Raw genomic sequence first — 14,535 nt, forward strand, 5'->3', positions numbered from 1 at the left:
TTAATTTCCCCATCCAAAAAGAGGCAACGGAAGCATTGTATACCAATTGTGCTTTCCACTTTTTGTTTGTGGCTTTTCCAACCGGAATGAACATCAGGAGGTAACAATGAAAAAAATATTGATAATAGATGATGAATGGAATATGAGAAATCTTATAAGAATCTATTTACACGGGGATTATCAAATCATGGAGGCCGAAGATGGTTTAAAAGCACTAGCTTTGATTTCGGCAGGCCACTTCGATTTAATCATATTAGATATTATGCTTCCCACTCTTGATGGATGGGAGATCTGCAAGGAAATTAGAAAAGAGAAGGATATACCCATTCTCATGCTCACGGCACGCAACGAGTTAAGGGATAAGATTTATGGGCTGGATATCGGGGCTGATGATTATTTAGAAAAACCCTTTGAGCCTGAAGAACTTGTTGCCCGGATTAAAGCGTTATTGAGGCGCTCTGTTATTAATAAGAACCACACAGAGAACGTATTAATGTTTGGGGACCACTTAATGATTATCAAACCTAAAAGCAGAACAGTGTTAGTAAAGGGGAAGAAAATAGATTTTACTCCAAAAGAATACGATTTGCTCCATTTATTAGCAACCCAGCCCCAGCTAGTTTTCACACGCGAACTATTGCTAGATGCCATTTGGGGGATCAAAGACGTAAGAGACACCAGGACTGTTGATTCACATGTTAAAAATATTCGTACAAAAATAAAGGAAAAAACACCTACATATAACCCAATTGAAACAATATGGGGGGTCGGCTATAAATTTAATGCAGCGGCGGATGGCGAGCTATGAGAAAAAACAGTATTGTGTTAAAGCTAGGAATCACGATTTTCATCATACTACTTAGTGTGCTTTTACCCTTGATTTTAATGATAGATCAATTATTTTCACGCTCCTTTTATAAAGAGGCCCACCTTAAGCTGGATCATTTTGCGGCAGAATATGCAGCTGCAGTTTCTAAACATGACCATTTACATTCCCTGCAAACCATTTCAAATCTGACAGAAACTGAAATGTTCGTAATTAATCCAACAGGAAAAATCCTGATTACATCCAACACGGAATTGTTCAAGCAAGGGTCCTACATGTCAAAGGAATTAGTAGAAGCCGTTAATATAAAAAAAGCCGGTCATATCGAGTACCAACCTACCGCAAATCATCCCACCTACTTTGTTTCAGGTAAAAATTTACTTATATCCAATCAAACAGCTAGTGGATTAATCGTATTTTCCAATGCTGAAAAAATCAAAAATTCTGTTCGCCATATCGAATTATTGGTGTTGGTGTCGTTACTCGGAGCCCTTTGTATGGCATTGATCTTTACATATATCGCCTCAAGAAAATTTGCTTCCCCGCTATTGCAAATGGAAGCAGTTACGAGAGCTGTTGCAAAAGGAGAGTTCTACCCGAAAGTAACTATCTCATCAAACGATGAATTGGGTTCATTGGGTTCCGCCATCAATGATTTAGGACAAGAAATAGAAAGATACAGAAACAGGCAAAGAGAATTCTTCGCTAATATATCGCATGATTTAAGAACTCCAATATCTTATATAAAAGGCTACACACGGGTCGTACGTGATAAATTATACAAAAATGACAAGGAAAAAGAGCTGTATTTATCCATTATCAACGATGAAGTCGATCAGTTGAATGTATTAATTAGAGATTTGTTTGAGTTATCCAAAATTGAAGGCGGCCACTTTGAGCTCCATTTCAATTGGATCAATATTCATGAATTAATAGAAAATTGTTTGATTAAGGCTTCATTAAAGGCGAAACAGCAAGGGATACATCTGTGTAAAAAGATAGATGATAATATCCCTATGATCTATACGGACGGAACCCGCTTAGAACAAATCATTATGAATTTAGTGGAAAATGCCATTCGCTATAACAGAAAACACGGAACGATAAAATTAAAAGCATGGGCTGATAAAAAGAAGGTGCACCTCGCCATTGAAGATACTGGAGTCGGCATTCCGGAAGACGACCTCCCCTTCATATTTGAACGCTTTTACAAGGTTGATAAATCCCGATCAAACCGATTAGGCAGTACAGGCCTTGGATTGTCGATTGTCAAACATCTTGTTGTATTATTAAAAGGAGAAATAAAAGTAAAAAGCAAACTGGAGAAAGGGACGATTTTTCATATTACACTCCCCTTTAAAAAATAAAGATTTTTACCCCATTTGTTTACTACGTGGGATTATCTTTAGGAAAAAGCCGACACTTCAGGATGTTTAAAACTACTAATAGTAAACTGGAGAAAAAATCCTCTCTGCCTATCATCTGAATTCAGTACTTTTTTACTGTTACTGTCTTTTCATACGCAGTCCGAAATGAATCCCTTTTGGATTATCTTTACCCTATTACTTGCTATTCCTTTTTTTAAGGAAAAAGAACGATTTCTTATCTGGGTAATTCTGCTTATTCACTAGGTGACGCTTAGCATCAGTTTAATCATTATCGGAATTATGTTGTCAGCATTGACGGTCATGAAAGAGAGTGCACTTCCATCTGCCATCTTGTATTTCAGCGTACTGGGCGCGTTCATTTATCTCGGGCTTTGAACGACATACCAGTTGCGGCCATGGTATAATGAAATAAAATATAGAATACAAGGTGATCTAAATGCGTCCTCTACAAATCTCAGCCGATACCGCTCAAAAGCTAGCAAAATCATTAAACATGCCCCTTGAACAAATCATGCATATGCCCCAGCATATCTTGCTGGCTAAATTGGCTGAAATGCAGAAAAAAGAAGAAGACAAATAAATTGGAAGCTGCCTTTACTAAAACTGAAGGCAGCTTTTATTTTTGCATACTCCTGTTCTAACTAGATAGGATTACTATATAGTTAAACAAAGACAATTTTATGTTTCATATTCTGTAATCAGCTTTATTTTTTGCTGGAATTCCTCCCATTGAGTTACATAGGTATTATATTCTTTGAACCCAGCTTTTGTAATGTAGTAATACTTCCTTCGAGGCCCTTCGAACGAGTCCTTCCAATAGCTTTTAACCAGTCCTTTTTCCTCAAGCTTCTTCAAAGCAGGATATAGCGTGCCTTCTTTCAACTGGAAATAATTTTCACTTAATTGTTTCAATAAATCAGTCAGTTCATATCCATACATATCCTTTCCTCTTAACAGGGAAAGCAAGATCATCTCAGTGGTTCCTTTTAGAAGTTCCGTTTTTCTCATCTGTCTCACCCTTCCACTTCTATTCTTGAATGATATATACTACTTACCACTCTACCCCTGAATTAAAAGTAGTAAATTGAGAGCTAATGCTATCCTCTTGTTACTATTCAGCATCCATAAAAGATTTCCTTCTTTACAATAAATTCACGTTGTTCTTTAAAATGAACATCACTTTTATTGAGATGTTATTCTTGAATAATATATAAATTATGTTCCTTCAGAGCCCCATCACTCTAGGCCGATACATTCGCTTCTTCCTGTTATTTGCTCTATAATAGGAATATCTCTTAGGAAAGAAGGAGACTAGAGTGAATTTAACAATCTCTGATGAAGCAGCAGCATGGTATATAAATGAAATGAACTTAAAAAACGGGGACACTGTTCGTTTTTTTGCCCGTTACGGCGGATGCAGCACCGTCCAAAGCGGTTTCTCCCTGGGCGTTAGTACAGACAAGCCGATCAACGCGGCAACACAAACGGAAAAGAACGGCATCATGTTTTTTATTGAAGAAAACGACGCGTGGTATTTTGATGAAAATAACCTTTCTGTGACATTAAACGAAAAGTTCAATGAACCTGAATATCACTATAAAAAATAAAAAAGGCTGATAGCGTTCAGCCTTTTTTGTCTCACCCAGAGTGGAGTTTTATCTTCCGCTTCATCACTACATCGGATTACAATGTAATAAAAATTTATACATCGCATCTATATCGTAATTCTATATAGCTTAAACTACAGTTTATCGTTTCAAAAAATAGCAACGTACCCCACCGTATTAGTCCACTAATCTCTCCTGAATGCCTTCTTTTTCAAGAATCTCTTTCTGTTTATCTCCTAGTAGATCAAAGTGGGAATAACCGTCTTTGCGATGGTCGATCCACTCTTTCTTGAGACCATATTTCCTGCCCCACTCCACCAGTCGATCCAAATCGCGACAGCCTACCTTCGTAACGGTTTTGCAACCGGGAAACCGGTCATCAAGCCAATAATGGGTCAGAAAGGCAATTTCCCCTCTATCGATCTTATTTTTCCATTCTTGGAGCTGATTTCTGTTAATTCCAAAAGCCACGGATTACTCCTCTTTTCCAGAAAAAAAGGGCGTTCCGAAGTTCGCCCGTTTCTTTTATCCTTGTTTTTTATTTGTTTCATATGCTTCATGCCATTCAGGATAAAGCCGTTTTATGGAAATTGGGCGGAAGCTGTCTTTTTTTACGCATACATGGACGGATGTCCCTGTGACGGATACTTCCCCTGTTTCAGCCACAATTTCGTACCCGTAAGCGACCCTTAATCCATCATAACTTTCTATCCACGTTCTCACAGTAGCTGTTTCTCCATATCGGACAGGTTTTTTATAGGTCGCCTGAATGTCAAGAACAGGCGAAATGATTCCATCTTTCTCCATTTCGGCATAATTAAAACCGAGATCCTTGATTAATTGCGTCCGCCCGAGTTCCATCCAGATAATATAGTTAGCATGATAAACCACACCCATCTGGTCTGTTTCCGCGTATCGGACTTCTATCTTTTTCTCTGCAATAAGCACTATATTTCCCCTCTTTCTAACTTCTCTGCCGCTCTTTTTATATCTTCCTCCGAAATGCAATTGATATCGTCACGTAAATCTTCTGGCCCGTTTTCCGCCATCAATCTCATCGCCTGGACCTGTATCGCTTCATCAACAAGATTTGTCGCATAGCGGCCATTGCCTTCAATTTCATTAGCTTCAAGGTACTTTTCCATATAAGCAAAGGCTTTTTCAGCGATCGTATAATGGTAGCCGGACGCGTAAGCCTGAATAATTTCCAGGATCTCCGCATTTGTATAATCTTGAAAATGGAAGAATTTCTTAAACCTTGAACGCAGTCCGGGATTGCTTTCTAAAAGCAAGGCCATTTCGTGCGGATAGCCAGCCAAAACGACAACCAAGTTTTCATTATGCTTTGTCATTTCATCAACAAGGGTGTCCACCGCTTCTTTTCCGAAATCCCCAGAGGATTGGCTTGATAATGAATAGGCTTCATCAATAAAAAGCACGCCCCCGAGTGCCTCGCGGATTTTTTTCTTCGTTTTGATCGCAGTTTGCCCTACATATCCTGCTACAAGGTCTGCACGGCTTGCTACAATAAGGTGCCCCCGCTTTAATAATCCGGTTTCCTTTAGCATTTCCGAGTAAATCTTTGCAACCGTTGTTTTACCGGTTCCTGGATTTCCGGTAAACACCGAGTGAAGTTGGATGGGTACGACTGGCAGCCCCTTTCCCCTTCGAATTTGCTGCATTTTCACAAAGGATATGAAGCCCTTGACTTCTTCTTTGACATGCCTAAGACCTATTAGCTTCTGTAATTTCTTCTCAGGCGGTACTTCCGGAGGGATTTCATTTTCCAGAAAGTCCTCTTTATTTAGCAGGGTAAAATCAAGGATATTTTCTCCATCAGCATATTCCTTCGCGCCTTTTTTAAAAATGGCATCCAATACAATCGAGCGGACAGTGCGCGCGTTGCCAAAGGTATCATCAACCTGTTCTTTTTCAATCCTGGCTTCTAGCACCTTCTTAGCCTCATCCGAGAGAATATAATCATTTTCGGCAGCAGTATGCTCAGCTATCAACAAAAGTTCGTCTGTTAAATAATCCGCTAGGAAAATATGGTTCGCATTTGGAAATCTGCTTCGAAGGCCGGGGTTTGCATCCAAAAACCGCCGCATTTCTTCCGGATATCCAGCTAAAATGACAGCAAATTTCCCTGCATACTTTTGGTTTGTCATTAATGAAACCAGTGTGTCGATCGCGGTTTGTCCATAATCATTGTCTGTTTGCCCTTCCCGCTTCAGGCTGTATGCTTCATCAATAAACAAAACCCCGCCTAAAGCACGCTCGACTATGTTTCGAACGTTTTCTTCAGTCTGCCCAATGTATGCACCGACAAGCTGGGATCGGTCTACCTCCAGCACTTCCTGCCTTGGCAGAACGCCGAGTTCATGATAAATCTTCGCTAAAAGCCGCGCAAGCGTGGTTTTTCCTGTTCCCGGATTCCCGGTTAGGACCATATTGAGGCTTTGTTCGTCTCTCGATTGCAATCCGAGTTCCTTCCGTCTATTCTGGTACTTCAAAAAACGGTAAAAATCATCAATACGAGTTTTCACTTCTTCCATCCCGACCATTGCATGGAGTTCAGCAAGGGGACTTTCCTTTTGGTCAACACCTTGATCATGATCAGTAAATAGCGAATACCATTCTTTCTTTAATTGTTCGATATGCTCGAGATGGCTGCGCATATCCCGGGAATGGGTGGAAGTGTGGAATACCCCTGAAATGGACTCCTCGTATTCCCGTGATGCTTTCAATAAGCCAATTAGTTCCTCCAAGATCTCTGAAATACAATTGATGGCTTTCTCATACTTCAAAATCTGTCCGGCATCCAGATAGCCTGATGAAGCAAACTTGGAGTCCTTCAATTCTGCTAGGCGATCCTCCAGAATTTCGATATGTTCTTCACTCATGCTGATATATTGTTCAGCTATTCTTTTTTTTGCAGTCCTGTTATCCGTTTCTCGAATATGAGGGAAGGATAATTGGTCCAGTAAAGTGCTATTGCCATTCCATTTGGAAGCTGCCATTAGACTATTTGCCCGATTGTTTGCAGGGTTTGTTTTTATTGATTCCTTAAGCCAAGTTTCATATAAAGAATCTTCTCCTGCCGTGACCTTTCTTGAGGTGGCAAGTATACTGTATAACTCACTGGTTAAACTCAGTTTATCTTCACTAGAATCTGGCAAATTCCCAACAAGAGATAAGACCTGTAAAACGTTATTTATATTATCTATGTAACCTTTTAATTCAAGTTCATCAGATAAATTCTCTATTCTTTCTTTTATTGAAAAATTCACGTTGTTTATTGAATTCATTAACCCAGTCATCATCCATTCAATCTTTTTCATCACTATTTTATCATAAATTCGATATATATCATGTCAAAGTGATTTACTTATGACCAAACAGGTAGAATACAAAAGAAGAGGAAGAACAATCATTGTTCCCCCTCTTCATTTTGTAGCTCAAATTACTATGTGTTATCTTCCCTCAAATCCATTTCTTCTCGCAGCTGCTTCGTCCTGTATTTCATTACGGAAGGCTTCGATGCTCTCTTCCCTCCGATGATTTTTTTCCTTGATCTGCTGGCGCTGTTCCCCGGTTGCAAATTCAAGCGAATCATTTGCTTGCTCAATATTTTCGATGGTATTTTGAACCATCTCCTGCAATTTTTCAACATTATCGTACCGGTTATCAGGGTTTGGTGTAAACTTGTCCATAGCCATCCTCCTTAGTTCATAATTTCTTGTATGCACTAATCAAAAAAGGAACGAATAATTAGTTAACATAATAAAATTATGTTAAAAACTAATTTTGTTTATTCACCTTTTGTTTGAATGACCTGGGCATGATGCCCTGATGTATCCTGCATCTTTTTTCCGTTGTTGCCGGAGAATCCTCGTGGCTGTGTCCCTAAATGGCTTGGAACAAAATGTTTAGAGTCTCTTTTTGGATTTCCCATGATTTATCCCCTCCTGCTTATAATCTTTACAAGAGGAGAGGAAACATGAATGCCACATTTTGAAAGGATTAATCCGCCTTTTTTAAATGCCTGTTTTCAAGCCGTTCTTCTAGCTTCTCCATTAATTTCATATCCTTTAGGAGCTCCTGCTTGTTTTCGTTTACTAAATCCTCAAAAGAACGCTTTTTTCTCTTCATTTTTTCACCTTTTCCATATTGATTATAAAAACATCATTTCCAAATTGACTTAAAATTATGACATTGTATGGCGATTTTTTTCGAAACAAAAAAACGGCCCATGGGGGGCCGTTACTCTACTTTATCCATTGTGAGTTCCATTTGTTTTAAACTCAAAGCACCTATAAACTTATCGGCAATTACCCCATTGGTGTCAATAAAATACGATGTTGGGATGCTTAATACCTGATACAGTTCGTTCACCGGATCTTTAGATTGTTGACTGTCCAACAGGATCGGGAAAGTAACACCCATCTCTTTTGCAAATGCTTTTACATCATTTTCCGGATCTATATTCACTGCTAGTATAATTATGTCACTGCCTGCTTTTTTCTGAAACTCCTCCATTGCCGGCATTTCTTCCTTGCAAGGAGGGCACCAGGTTGCCCAAAAATTTAAAAGAACCTTCTTTCCCTTATAGTCGGAAAGCTTCGCTTGTTTTCCATCAAGTGTCTGCAATTCAAAGTCCGGGGCTTTCACTCCGGTTCTTAGCCCGCCAAGATTGTCATTACTGGCTTTTTTATCCTTATGGTCCATCGCTTGGACGACCGCAACACTCAATAAAATGATAAGAGCCGCTGCTGAAACAATCTTTTTAACCATATACTTGTCCTCCTAACCTGATACCTACTGTGAAAAATAGCTTTGTTTACGTATGTTTATTTTTAGAATATCCCAATAAGAACATATTACAGGAATCAATACACCGTTTTCAATATAACTAAAAAACCTTTTACAAGCATTAAAAAAGAGACAAACCCGTGAAGGGCCTGCCTCTTCTGAAAAGTAAATTATTATGCAGTTACTGTTTTAAGCTTGTCACGTAATACCATTTGAAGGATACCACCGTGGCGGTAGTAGTCGATTTCTACTTCACTGTCAAAACGGACAAGTACTTCAAATTCCTTTTTCTCGCCATTTTCATCAGTAGCAGTTACCTTTACGATGTCACGTGGTTTTACGTTTTCGTCAATCTGTACATCAATAGCTTCTTTACCTGTTAATCCAAGTACTTCCGCATTTTCTCCCTGCTTGAATTGTAGTGGAAGAACACCCATCAGCACAAGGTTAGAACGGTGGATACGCTCAAAGCTTTCTGCAATGACTGTCTTGATTCCAAGAAGGTTCGTACCTTTCGCAGCCCAGTCACGGGAGCTACCCATACCATAGTCTTTTCCGGCAAGAACAGCAAGTCCAGTACCGTCAGCTTTATACTTCATGCATGCATCATAGATTGCCATGACGTCGCCTGTTGGCCAGTAAGTAGTGAAGCCGCCTTCTGTGCCAGGTGCGACTTGGTTACGGATACGGATGTTTGCAAATGTTCCGCGCATCATGACTTCATGGTTACCACGGCGGGAGCCATAAGAGTTGAAATCGCGAGGCTCTACGCCATTTTCACGAAGATATCTGCCAGCTGGAGTTTCCTTGCCGATCGCACCCGCAGGAGAAATATGGTCTGTTGTTACAGAATCGCCAAATTTACCTACTACGCGAAGTCCACTAAGAGCAGTTACCTCGCCAGGTTCTGGTGACAATCCTTCAAAGAATGGAGGGTTTTGAATATAAGTTGATTGGTCATCAAACTGATATAACGCCTCATTGCTTGTTTGGATTTCGTTCCAGCGCTGGTTACTGTTGAATACTGTGTCATATTCTTTACGGAACAATTCTGGTGTAACCGTTTGTTTAACCACTTCATAAACTTCTTCATGAGTTGGCCAAATATCGTTAAAGAATACCTCGTTCCCGTCCTGGTCCTTGCCAAGCGGATCCTTTTGAAGGTCGACATCAACAGTTCCAGCCAAAGCATAAGCAACTACCAATGGCGGTGATGCAAGATAGTTAGCTTTCACCAACGGATGGATGCGTCCTTCAAAGTTGCGGTTACCAGATAGGACAGATGTTACAAGAAGGTCCGCTTCAGCTACTGCTGCTTCGATTTCAGGCTCTAATGGACCTGAGTTACCGATACATGTTGTACAGCCGTAACCAACAAGGTTAAATCCAAGCTTATCCATGTATGGAAGCAGTCCTGAATCGCGAAGATAACCACTAACAACCTTAGAACCAGGTGCAAGTGATGTTTTTACATAGTCAGGTACAGTTAGGCCTTTTTCAACAGCTTTCTTTGCCACAAGTCCTGCTGCAAGCATTACGTATGGATTAGATGTATTTGTACAGCTTGTAATTGCCGCAATTGCGATGGCACCAGTTTTCATGTTGGTTTCACGGCCATCAGCAAACTTAACTGTTACTTCTTTATTGATTTCTTCAGGCTTCAAGCCGAATCCCTGGTTGCCCATTGGAGCATCGATTGCTTCCGTGAATGATTTTTGCATCTGGGAAAGCGGAATCAAATCTTGCGGGCGCTTTGGTCCTGAAAGATTAGGTTCGATTTCTGATAGGTTGATTTCCACAACACTTGTATAAGTCGGATCCTCTTTATCAGCTGTGTAGTACAAACCGTTTTCTCTGCTGTATGTTTCTACGATTTGGATTTGTTCTTCATCGCGGCCAGTCAAACGCAAGTAAGCGATTGCTTCTGAATCAACAGGGAAGAATCCGCAAGTTGCCCCGTATTCAGGTGCCATGTTTGCGATTGTTGCACGGTCAGCTAACGGTAGGTATGAAACCCCTGGACCGAAGAATTCTACGAATTTACCTACAACGCCTTTTGCTCTCAGAACTTGAGTAACTTTTAAAGCAAGGTCTGTTGCAGTTGTTCCATTAGGTAGCTTTCCAGTAAGCTTTACACCGATTACTTCCGGAACCGGGAAATAAGATGGCTGCCCCAGCATACCTGCTTCAGCTTCAATGCCGCCAACACCCCATCCAAGAACACCGATACCATTGATCATTGTAGTGTGGGAATCCGTACCGAAAACTGTATCCGGGAACACTTCATGGTCGCCGTTTGGAGTTTCCACCGCGTGCACAACGTTTGCTAGGTACTCAAGGTTTACCTGGTGGACGATACCAGTTGCAGGCGGAACCGCACGGTAGTTGTTAAACGATTTTTGTGCCCAGCTTAAAAATTGATAACGCTCTGTATTACGCTGGAATTCAAGGTCCATGTTCACATCTAGTGAATCTGCAGTACCTGCTTTATCAACTTGAACAGAGTGGTCGATAACCAGGTCAACCGGAATGTCAGGATTGATTGCATCAGGATCCCCACCCAATGCAGCCATTGCATTGCGAAGTGAAGCTAGGTCCACTACCGCAGGAACCCCTGTGAAGTCTTGCAGGATAACGCGTGATGGCTTGAACGGCACATCGATATCCTTCTGTTCGTCTGTTCCCCATTTAGCAAGATTGTCGACATGCTCTTTTGTGATTACTCTGCCGTCGACCTGGCGGAGTACAGCCTCAAGCAAAACTTTAATGGAATATGGCAAACGAGAAACGTTTGCTACACCTGCTTTTTGCAAAGCCTCCAGACTGTAGTAGTTGTAGCGTTTTCCATTGATTTCAAAGGAAGAACGCGCTTGATAAACATCATTTTTCGTCATCAAATCCTACCCCCTATTAAACTGTCAGAAAAATTCTGAACATAAGAAGTAAAACGTGGCAAGTGGTTTCACAAAGCCAAGTCTACTACATATAAATAAACCCTTTTTGTCGAAAAGTTTGAATTTTCTCCCATCCTAACTTTTCTCACAATTCAATATTAATATAGAAATAGCTATAAGTAAATAACAAGAAAGTTATTATATTTTATAAGTTTTTCTTATGTAATTTTCTCGTTAGCTATTACTCTACAAGAAAAATATACATTTTATCGGAAACGTTTACAACTAAAAACCATTGGATTATTACCAATTGTTATTGTAAAAAAGTTAATCTGCTTTCTGGGCAGCAGAAAATTAATGTTTCAATATAACTGCATAATTCGCTGCTGCTGTTCACAATCTAAATATGGAGGTGTTGGGTATGGCAAACGGAAACCGAAAGGCTAACTATGTCATTCCGGGGATGAACGCTGCAAAAGCACAGGGTAAAGGCGCCGGGTACAACGAAGAGTTCTCCAATGAGCCACTAACTGAGGAACAAAGGCAGAATAACAAATAGCGCAAAAAGAATCAGTAATCCACATATTTTTCGTTAATACATACAAAAAAATACAATTCCGGCCTTTTAAGGACTCCCTCATCGGTAATTCCGGTCCTGAAAAGGCCGGTTTTTTTCTTCCTCGGGTTCAAATATTTGGTTATAATCTATTAAAATGAATCATTAGGCGGGATACTATGAATGTTAGCGGTGTTTCACATGCTCTAACCGGCTCGCATAATCTACATCGTCATGAATAAGGAGTAAAAAATCGGCCATGGCTTGATTTACACTACCCTGTGCAGCCTGAAATGCCTGTTGTTTATTTTTGGGGTACGGCATGGCCTCTCAGCTCCCTTTCATGTTGTGCAAGATTTTTAGGGGATGCCAGGATCCCTCAGCTCCCCTGTTCGTGTTGTACAAGCGTAGAGTCTGCATTTCCGGCTTCATTATGCAAATGAAAGCTTGAAAGAGAGTGAATAGATAACAAACAACGATGGCACCTTACTAATGTAAGCCCTTTAAACATCTAGGGACTTGCTCAGTGTCTATTGTTCATACGGAATTCAAGCTTTCTGGATTTGCTGCTTTTTTTCTTCTCAGGTAAAAGCACCTGCGTGAGAACAAGGACGTTAATCAGGAGGTATCTGTATGCATAAATACGGTACGAAAGCCATGCGCTACAACGCGGCCAGAGGACGGCATTTCAGCCAGCCAGAACCACTCTCCGGCTCAAAAAAAGTGAAAAACCGTAATCACAGCCGTCAAAAGCACAACAGCCACCATGATATGTAAAACAAAAGCAGGAGTCCTATAATAGGATTTCCTGCTTTGTTTACACAATTATATGCTTGTAACTTTAGTTTGCATTGAAAACCCATGTTGGAACATTTAATCCGCAAATTTAGGCCAAGGATAAAGTTAGATTTCTGTCAAGGCAGGACCATTTTAGTTTGCCGAAAAACATAGGGCCTCTGTTTTCCTAATTATCATCCAAAAGTATGTTTTGCTTTTAAATATTTACCTTATGTAGTTGCTCTACCATCTCTTCGATTTCCTCTAGTGTGACCGTTCTCATGTCAAACAAAATCTCTTCCTGCTTAATCCTCGTTATGACAGGCGTAGTGCCTAACCGAAGCCTTTGATGCAGTTCGTTAGCAGACATGCCGCTATGTCGGACAGCCACTGTATAGGTTGGAATTTCAACCCCTGGCATCGTCCCGCCACCAATCGTGCTCATTTCCTTAACGATTTGATATGAACAAGAGACCCCTGATTCTTTTATTAAATGTAGAAAATGTTCTGCCTTCTTTAGAAGATCTTCTTCTTTTTGAATAATATCCCTTATCGTTGGAATAGAATCTGCTGCGGTCCGTCCTCTTAGATAGTCAGCCAAGGTTGCCTCTAAAGCAGCCAATGTCATTTTATCCACCCTTAGGACCCTGGCGAGCTGGTGCTTTTTAAGAATATCTATATACTTCTTTTTACCGGCAATAATACCAGCCTGAGGTCCACCAAGCAGTTTATCTCCGCTGAACGTGACAAGGTCCGCTCCTTCGCGAACAATGGCTTGAACTAACGGCTCTTCCCCTATGCCTTCTTTTTGGAGGTCAAGCAATACTCCGCTCCCAAGGTCTTCATAATACAAGATGTGCTCATGTCTTCCTGCAAGGGATATCAGTTCCCCCGCTTCTACCGTTTTCGTAAAACCAACCATTTTAAAGTTCGAAGTATGTACTTTCAATAACATTGCAGTCTCTTCCGTTATAGCTTGTTCATAATCCCACAAATGCGTTTTATTCGTCGTACCGACCTCGACAAGCTTTGCCCCGCTCTCCTCCATAATCGAGGACACACGAAAAGAACCACCAATCTCGACTAGCTGGCCTCGGGATACGATGACTTCTTTATTGTTAGCCAAGGCTCTTAATACAAGGAATACTGCTGCAGCGTTGTTGTTGACGACCATGGCAGCTTCTGCACCTGTAATTTGAGTGATCCAGCTTTCTATATGGGAATGCCGTGATCCCCTTTCTCCTTCCTGAAGCTTGTATTCTAAATTTGAATAATTCCTTGCCACATTCACAACATGCTCTATGGCTGATTCACTCAATCTAGAACGGCCCAGGTTCGTATGTATCACAGTGCCTGTTGCGTTAATCACCCTTTTCAGTCGATAGGAATATTTTTGGCCGGCCCTAAGTTTTATGGCGTCGAACAAGTCTTCCAAAAAAGCAGCTGTTCCAGGTTCCGCTTTTTCCCATCGGCCTTGAATTAGTAACTCACGAACTTCCTGAAGCACCTCTTTTAAAATAGCTGTCAACATGCTCTCATCATAACCAGAATCAACTGTCAACGCCTTAAATCGATCATGCTTTTGTAATTCATGGACGGGGGGAATTGATCTTAATAAATGCTGTACCACATTATCCCTCCTAATAATTAGCGATTTTCCCATTATATCATTCTC

The 14,535-nt window shown here is 40.6% G+C and carries 17 protein-coding genes; 6 read left to right on the forward strand and 11 right to left on the reverse strand.

Features of this window, described 5'->3' with window-relative positions; all coding sequences use genetic code 11:
* Positions 1-106: 106 nt before the first annotated feature.
* From CUU64_RS18460 to CUU64_RS18470, 3 genes are all read left to right on the forward strand, one after another.
* Entirely contained in the window at positions 107-808 is a 702-nt protein-coding gene (locus CUU64_RS18460; RefSeq protein WP_101635147.1) for a response regulator transcription factor, read from the forward strand.
* Positions 805-2,193 (forward strand): sensor histidine kinase, encoded by a 1,389-nt coding sequence (locus CUU64_RS18465; protein ID WP_101635148.1) that lies wholly within the window; start codon positions 805-807, stop codon positions 2,191-2,193. Before CUU64_RS18460 ends, CUU64_RS18465 begins: the two co-directional genes overlap by 4 nt.
* Before the next feature lie 457 nt (positions 2,194-2,650).
* Positions 2,651-2,794 (forward strand): YycC family protein, encoded by a 144-nt coding sequence (locus CUU64_RS18470; RefSeq protein WP_101635149.1) that lies wholly within the window; start codon positions 2,651-2,653, stop codon positions 2,792-2,794.
* A gap of 98 nt (positions 2,795-2,892) precedes the next feature.
* Here the strand turns inward: CUU64_RS18470 and CUU64_RS18475 are convergent, their stop codons facing one another.
* Positions 2,893-3,222 carry a PadR family transcriptional regulator gene (locus tag CUU64_RS18475; protein ID WP_257985591.1) on the reverse strand — a complete coding sequence of 110 codons (330 nt, stop codon included), beginning with the start codon at positions 3,220-3,222 and terminating at the stop codon, positions 2,893-2,895.
* Between the two features lie 308 nt (positions 3,223-3,530).
* On the opposite strand from CUU64_RS18475, the gene CUU64_RS18480 reads away from it, so the two are divergent.
* Complete coding sequence (locus CUU64_RS18480; RefSeq protein ID WP_101635150.1) at positions 3,531-3,821, forward strand: HesB/YadR/YfhF family protein; 291 nt, start codon at positions 3,531-3,533, stop codon at positions 3,819-3,821.
* Between the two features lie 177 nt (positions 3,822-3,998).
* Here the strand turns inward: CUU64_RS18480 and CUU64_RS18485 are convergent, their stop codons facing one another.
* The 8 genes from CUU64_RS18485 to acnA form a co-directional block, all read right to left on the reverse strand.
* On the reverse strand, positions 3,999-4,292 hold the full coding sequence (locus CUU64_RS18485) for a hypothetical protein (RefSeq protein WP_101635151.1): 294 nt from the start codon (positions 4,290-4,292) through the stop codon (positions 3,999-4,001).
* 54 nt (positions 4,293-4,346) lie between these two features.
* Positions 4,347-4,769, reverse strand: a complete 423-nt coding sequence (locus CUU64_RS18490) for an acyl-CoA thioesterase (protein WP_101635152.1) — start codon at positions 4,767-4,769, stop codon at positions 4,347-4,349.
* A complete protein-coding gene (locus CUU64_RS18495) occupies positions 4,769-7,162 on the reverse strand; it encodes an AAA family ATPase (RefSeq protein ID WP_257985592.1) in 2,394 nt (797 codons plus the stop codon). The genes CUU64_RS18490 and CUU64_RS18495 overlap by 1 nt, the downstream gene beginning before the upstream one ends.
* A gap of 132 nt (positions 7,163-7,294) precedes the next feature.
* Complete coding sequence (gene tlp, locus CUU64_RS18500) at positions 7,295-7,534, reverse strand: small acid-soluble spore protein Tlp (RefSeq protein WP_257985593.1); 240 nt, start codon at positions 7,532-7,534, stop codon at positions 7,295-7,297.
* A 98-nt stretch (positions 7,535-7,632) separates the two neighbouring features.
* Positions 7,633-7,776 (reverse strand): acid-soluble spore protein N, encoded by a 144-nt coding sequence (locus CUU64_RS18505; RefSeq protein ID WP_101635154.1) that lies wholly within the window; start codon positions 7,774-7,776, stop codon positions 7,633-7,635.
* Positions 7,777-7,844: 68 nt separating this feature from the next.
* Entirely contained in the window at positions 7,845-7,973 is a 129-nt protein-coding gene (locus tag CUU64_RS18510; protein WP_101635155.1) for an FbpB family small basic protein, read from the reverse strand.
* Between the two features lie 111 nt (positions 7,974-8,084).
* Entirely contained in the window at positions 8,085-8,615 is a 531-nt protein-coding gene (locus CUU64_RS18515) for a TlpA disulfide reductase family protein (RefSeq protein WP_101635156.1), read from the reverse strand.
* A 191-nt stretch (positions 8,616-8,806) separates the two neighbouring features.
* Positions 8,807-11,527 (reverse strand): aconitate hydratase AcnA, encoded by a 2,721-nt coding sequence (acnA, locus tag CUU64_RS18520; protein ID WP_101635157.1) that lies wholly within the window; start codon positions 11,525-11,527, stop codon positions 8,807-8,809.
* 421 nt (positions 11,528-11,948) lie between these two features.
* Between acnA and sspO the strand changes: the two genes are divergently transcribed.
* The gene (gene sspO / locus CUU64_RS18525; protein ID WP_101635158.1) at positions 11,949-12,086 is read left to right on the forward strand and encodes a small acid-soluble spore protein O; all 138 of its coding nucleotides are present in this window, start codon (positions 11,949-11,951) and stop codon (positions 12,084-12,086) included.
* Between the two features lie 183 nt (positions 12,087-12,269).
* Here sspO and CUU64_RS22195 read toward each other — a convergent pair whose 3' ends face one another.
* A complete protein-coding gene (locus tag CUU64_RS22195) occupies positions 12,270-12,407 on the reverse strand; it encodes a hypothetical protein (protein ID WP_180954672.1) in 138 nt (45 codons plus the stop codon).
* 309 nt (positions 12,408-12,716) lie between these two features.
* On the opposite strand from CUU64_RS22195, the gene CUU64_RS18530 reads away from it, so the two are divergent.
* Positions 12,717-12,860 carry a small acid-soluble spore protein P gene (locus CUU64_RS18530; RefSeq protein ID WP_101635159.1) on the forward strand — a complete coding sequence of 48 codons (144 nt, stop codon included), beginning with the start codon at positions 12,717-12,719 and terminating at the stop codon, positions 12,858-12,860.
* Between the two features lie 217 nt (positions 12,861-13,077).
* Here CUU64_RS18530 and selA read toward each other — a convergent pair whose 3' ends face one another.
* Complete coding sequence (selA, locus tag CUU64_RS18535) at positions 13,078-14,490, reverse strand: L-seryl-tRNA(Sec) selenium transferase (protein ID WP_257985594.1); 1,413 nt, start codon at positions 14,488-14,490, stop codon at positions 13,078-13,080.
* Positions 14,491-14,535: the final 45 nt, after the last annotated feature.

Origin of the sequence: Bacillus sp. V5-8f, from assembly GCF_002863565.1 — a bacterium.
In the GTDB taxonomy this organism is placed as follows: Bacteria; Bacillota; Bacilli; order Bacillales; family DSM-1321; genus Peribacillus.

Bases quoted from the DNA above. Each gene is read 5' to 3' on its own strand.
- CUU64_RS18460 (WP_101635147.1), top strand. From the start codon at position 107: ATGAAAAAAATATTGATAATAGATGATGAATGGAATATGAGAAATCTT.
- CUU64_RS18465 (WP_101635148.1), top strand. From the start codon at position 805: ATGAGAAAAAACAGTATTGTGTTAAAGCTAGGAATCACGATTTTCATC.
- CUU64_RS18470 (WP_101635149.1), top strand. From the start codon at position 2,651: ATGCGTCCTCTACAAATCTCAGCCGATACCGCTCAAAAGCTAGCAAAA.
- CUU64_RS18475 (WP_257985591.1), bottom strand. From the start codon at position 3,222: ATGAGAAAAACGGAACTTCTAAAAGGAACCACTGAGATGATCTTGCTT.
- CUU64_RS18495 (WP_257985592.1), bottom strand. From the start codon at position 7,162: ATGAAAAAGATTGAATGGATGATGACTGGGTTAATGAATTCAATAAAC.
- tlp (WP_257985593.1), bottom strand. From the start codon at position 7,534: ATGGACAAGTTTACACCAAACCCTGATAACCGGTACGATAATGTTGAA.
- CUU64_RS18505 (WP_101635154.1), bottom strand. From the start codon at position 7,776: ATGGGAAATCCAAAAAGAGACTCTAAACATTTTGTTCCAAGCCATTTA.
- CUU64_RS18510 (WP_101635155.1), bottom strand. From the start codon at position 7,973: ATGAAGAGAAAAAAGCGTTCTTTTGAGGATTTAGTAAACGAAAACAAG.
- CUU64_RS18515 (WP_101635156.1), bottom strand. From the start codon at position 8,615: ATGGTTAAAAAGATTGTTTCAGCAGCGGCTCTTATCATTTTATTGAGT.
- acnA (WP_101635157.1), bottom strand. From the start codon at position 11,527: ATGACGAAAAATGATGTTTATCAAGCGCGTTCTTCCTTTGAAATCAAT.
- sspO (WP_101635158.1), top strand. From the start codon at position 11,949: ATGGCAAACGGAAACCGAAAGGCTAACTATGTCATTCCGGGGATGAAC.
- CUU64_RS22195 (WP_180954672.1), bottom strand. From the start codon at position 12,407: ATGCCGTACCCCAAAAATAAACAACAGGCATTTCAGGCTGCACAGGGT.
- CUU64_RS18530 (WP_101635159.1), top strand. From the start codon at position 12,717: ATGCATAAATACGGTACGAAAGCCATGCGCTACAACGCGGCCAGAGGA.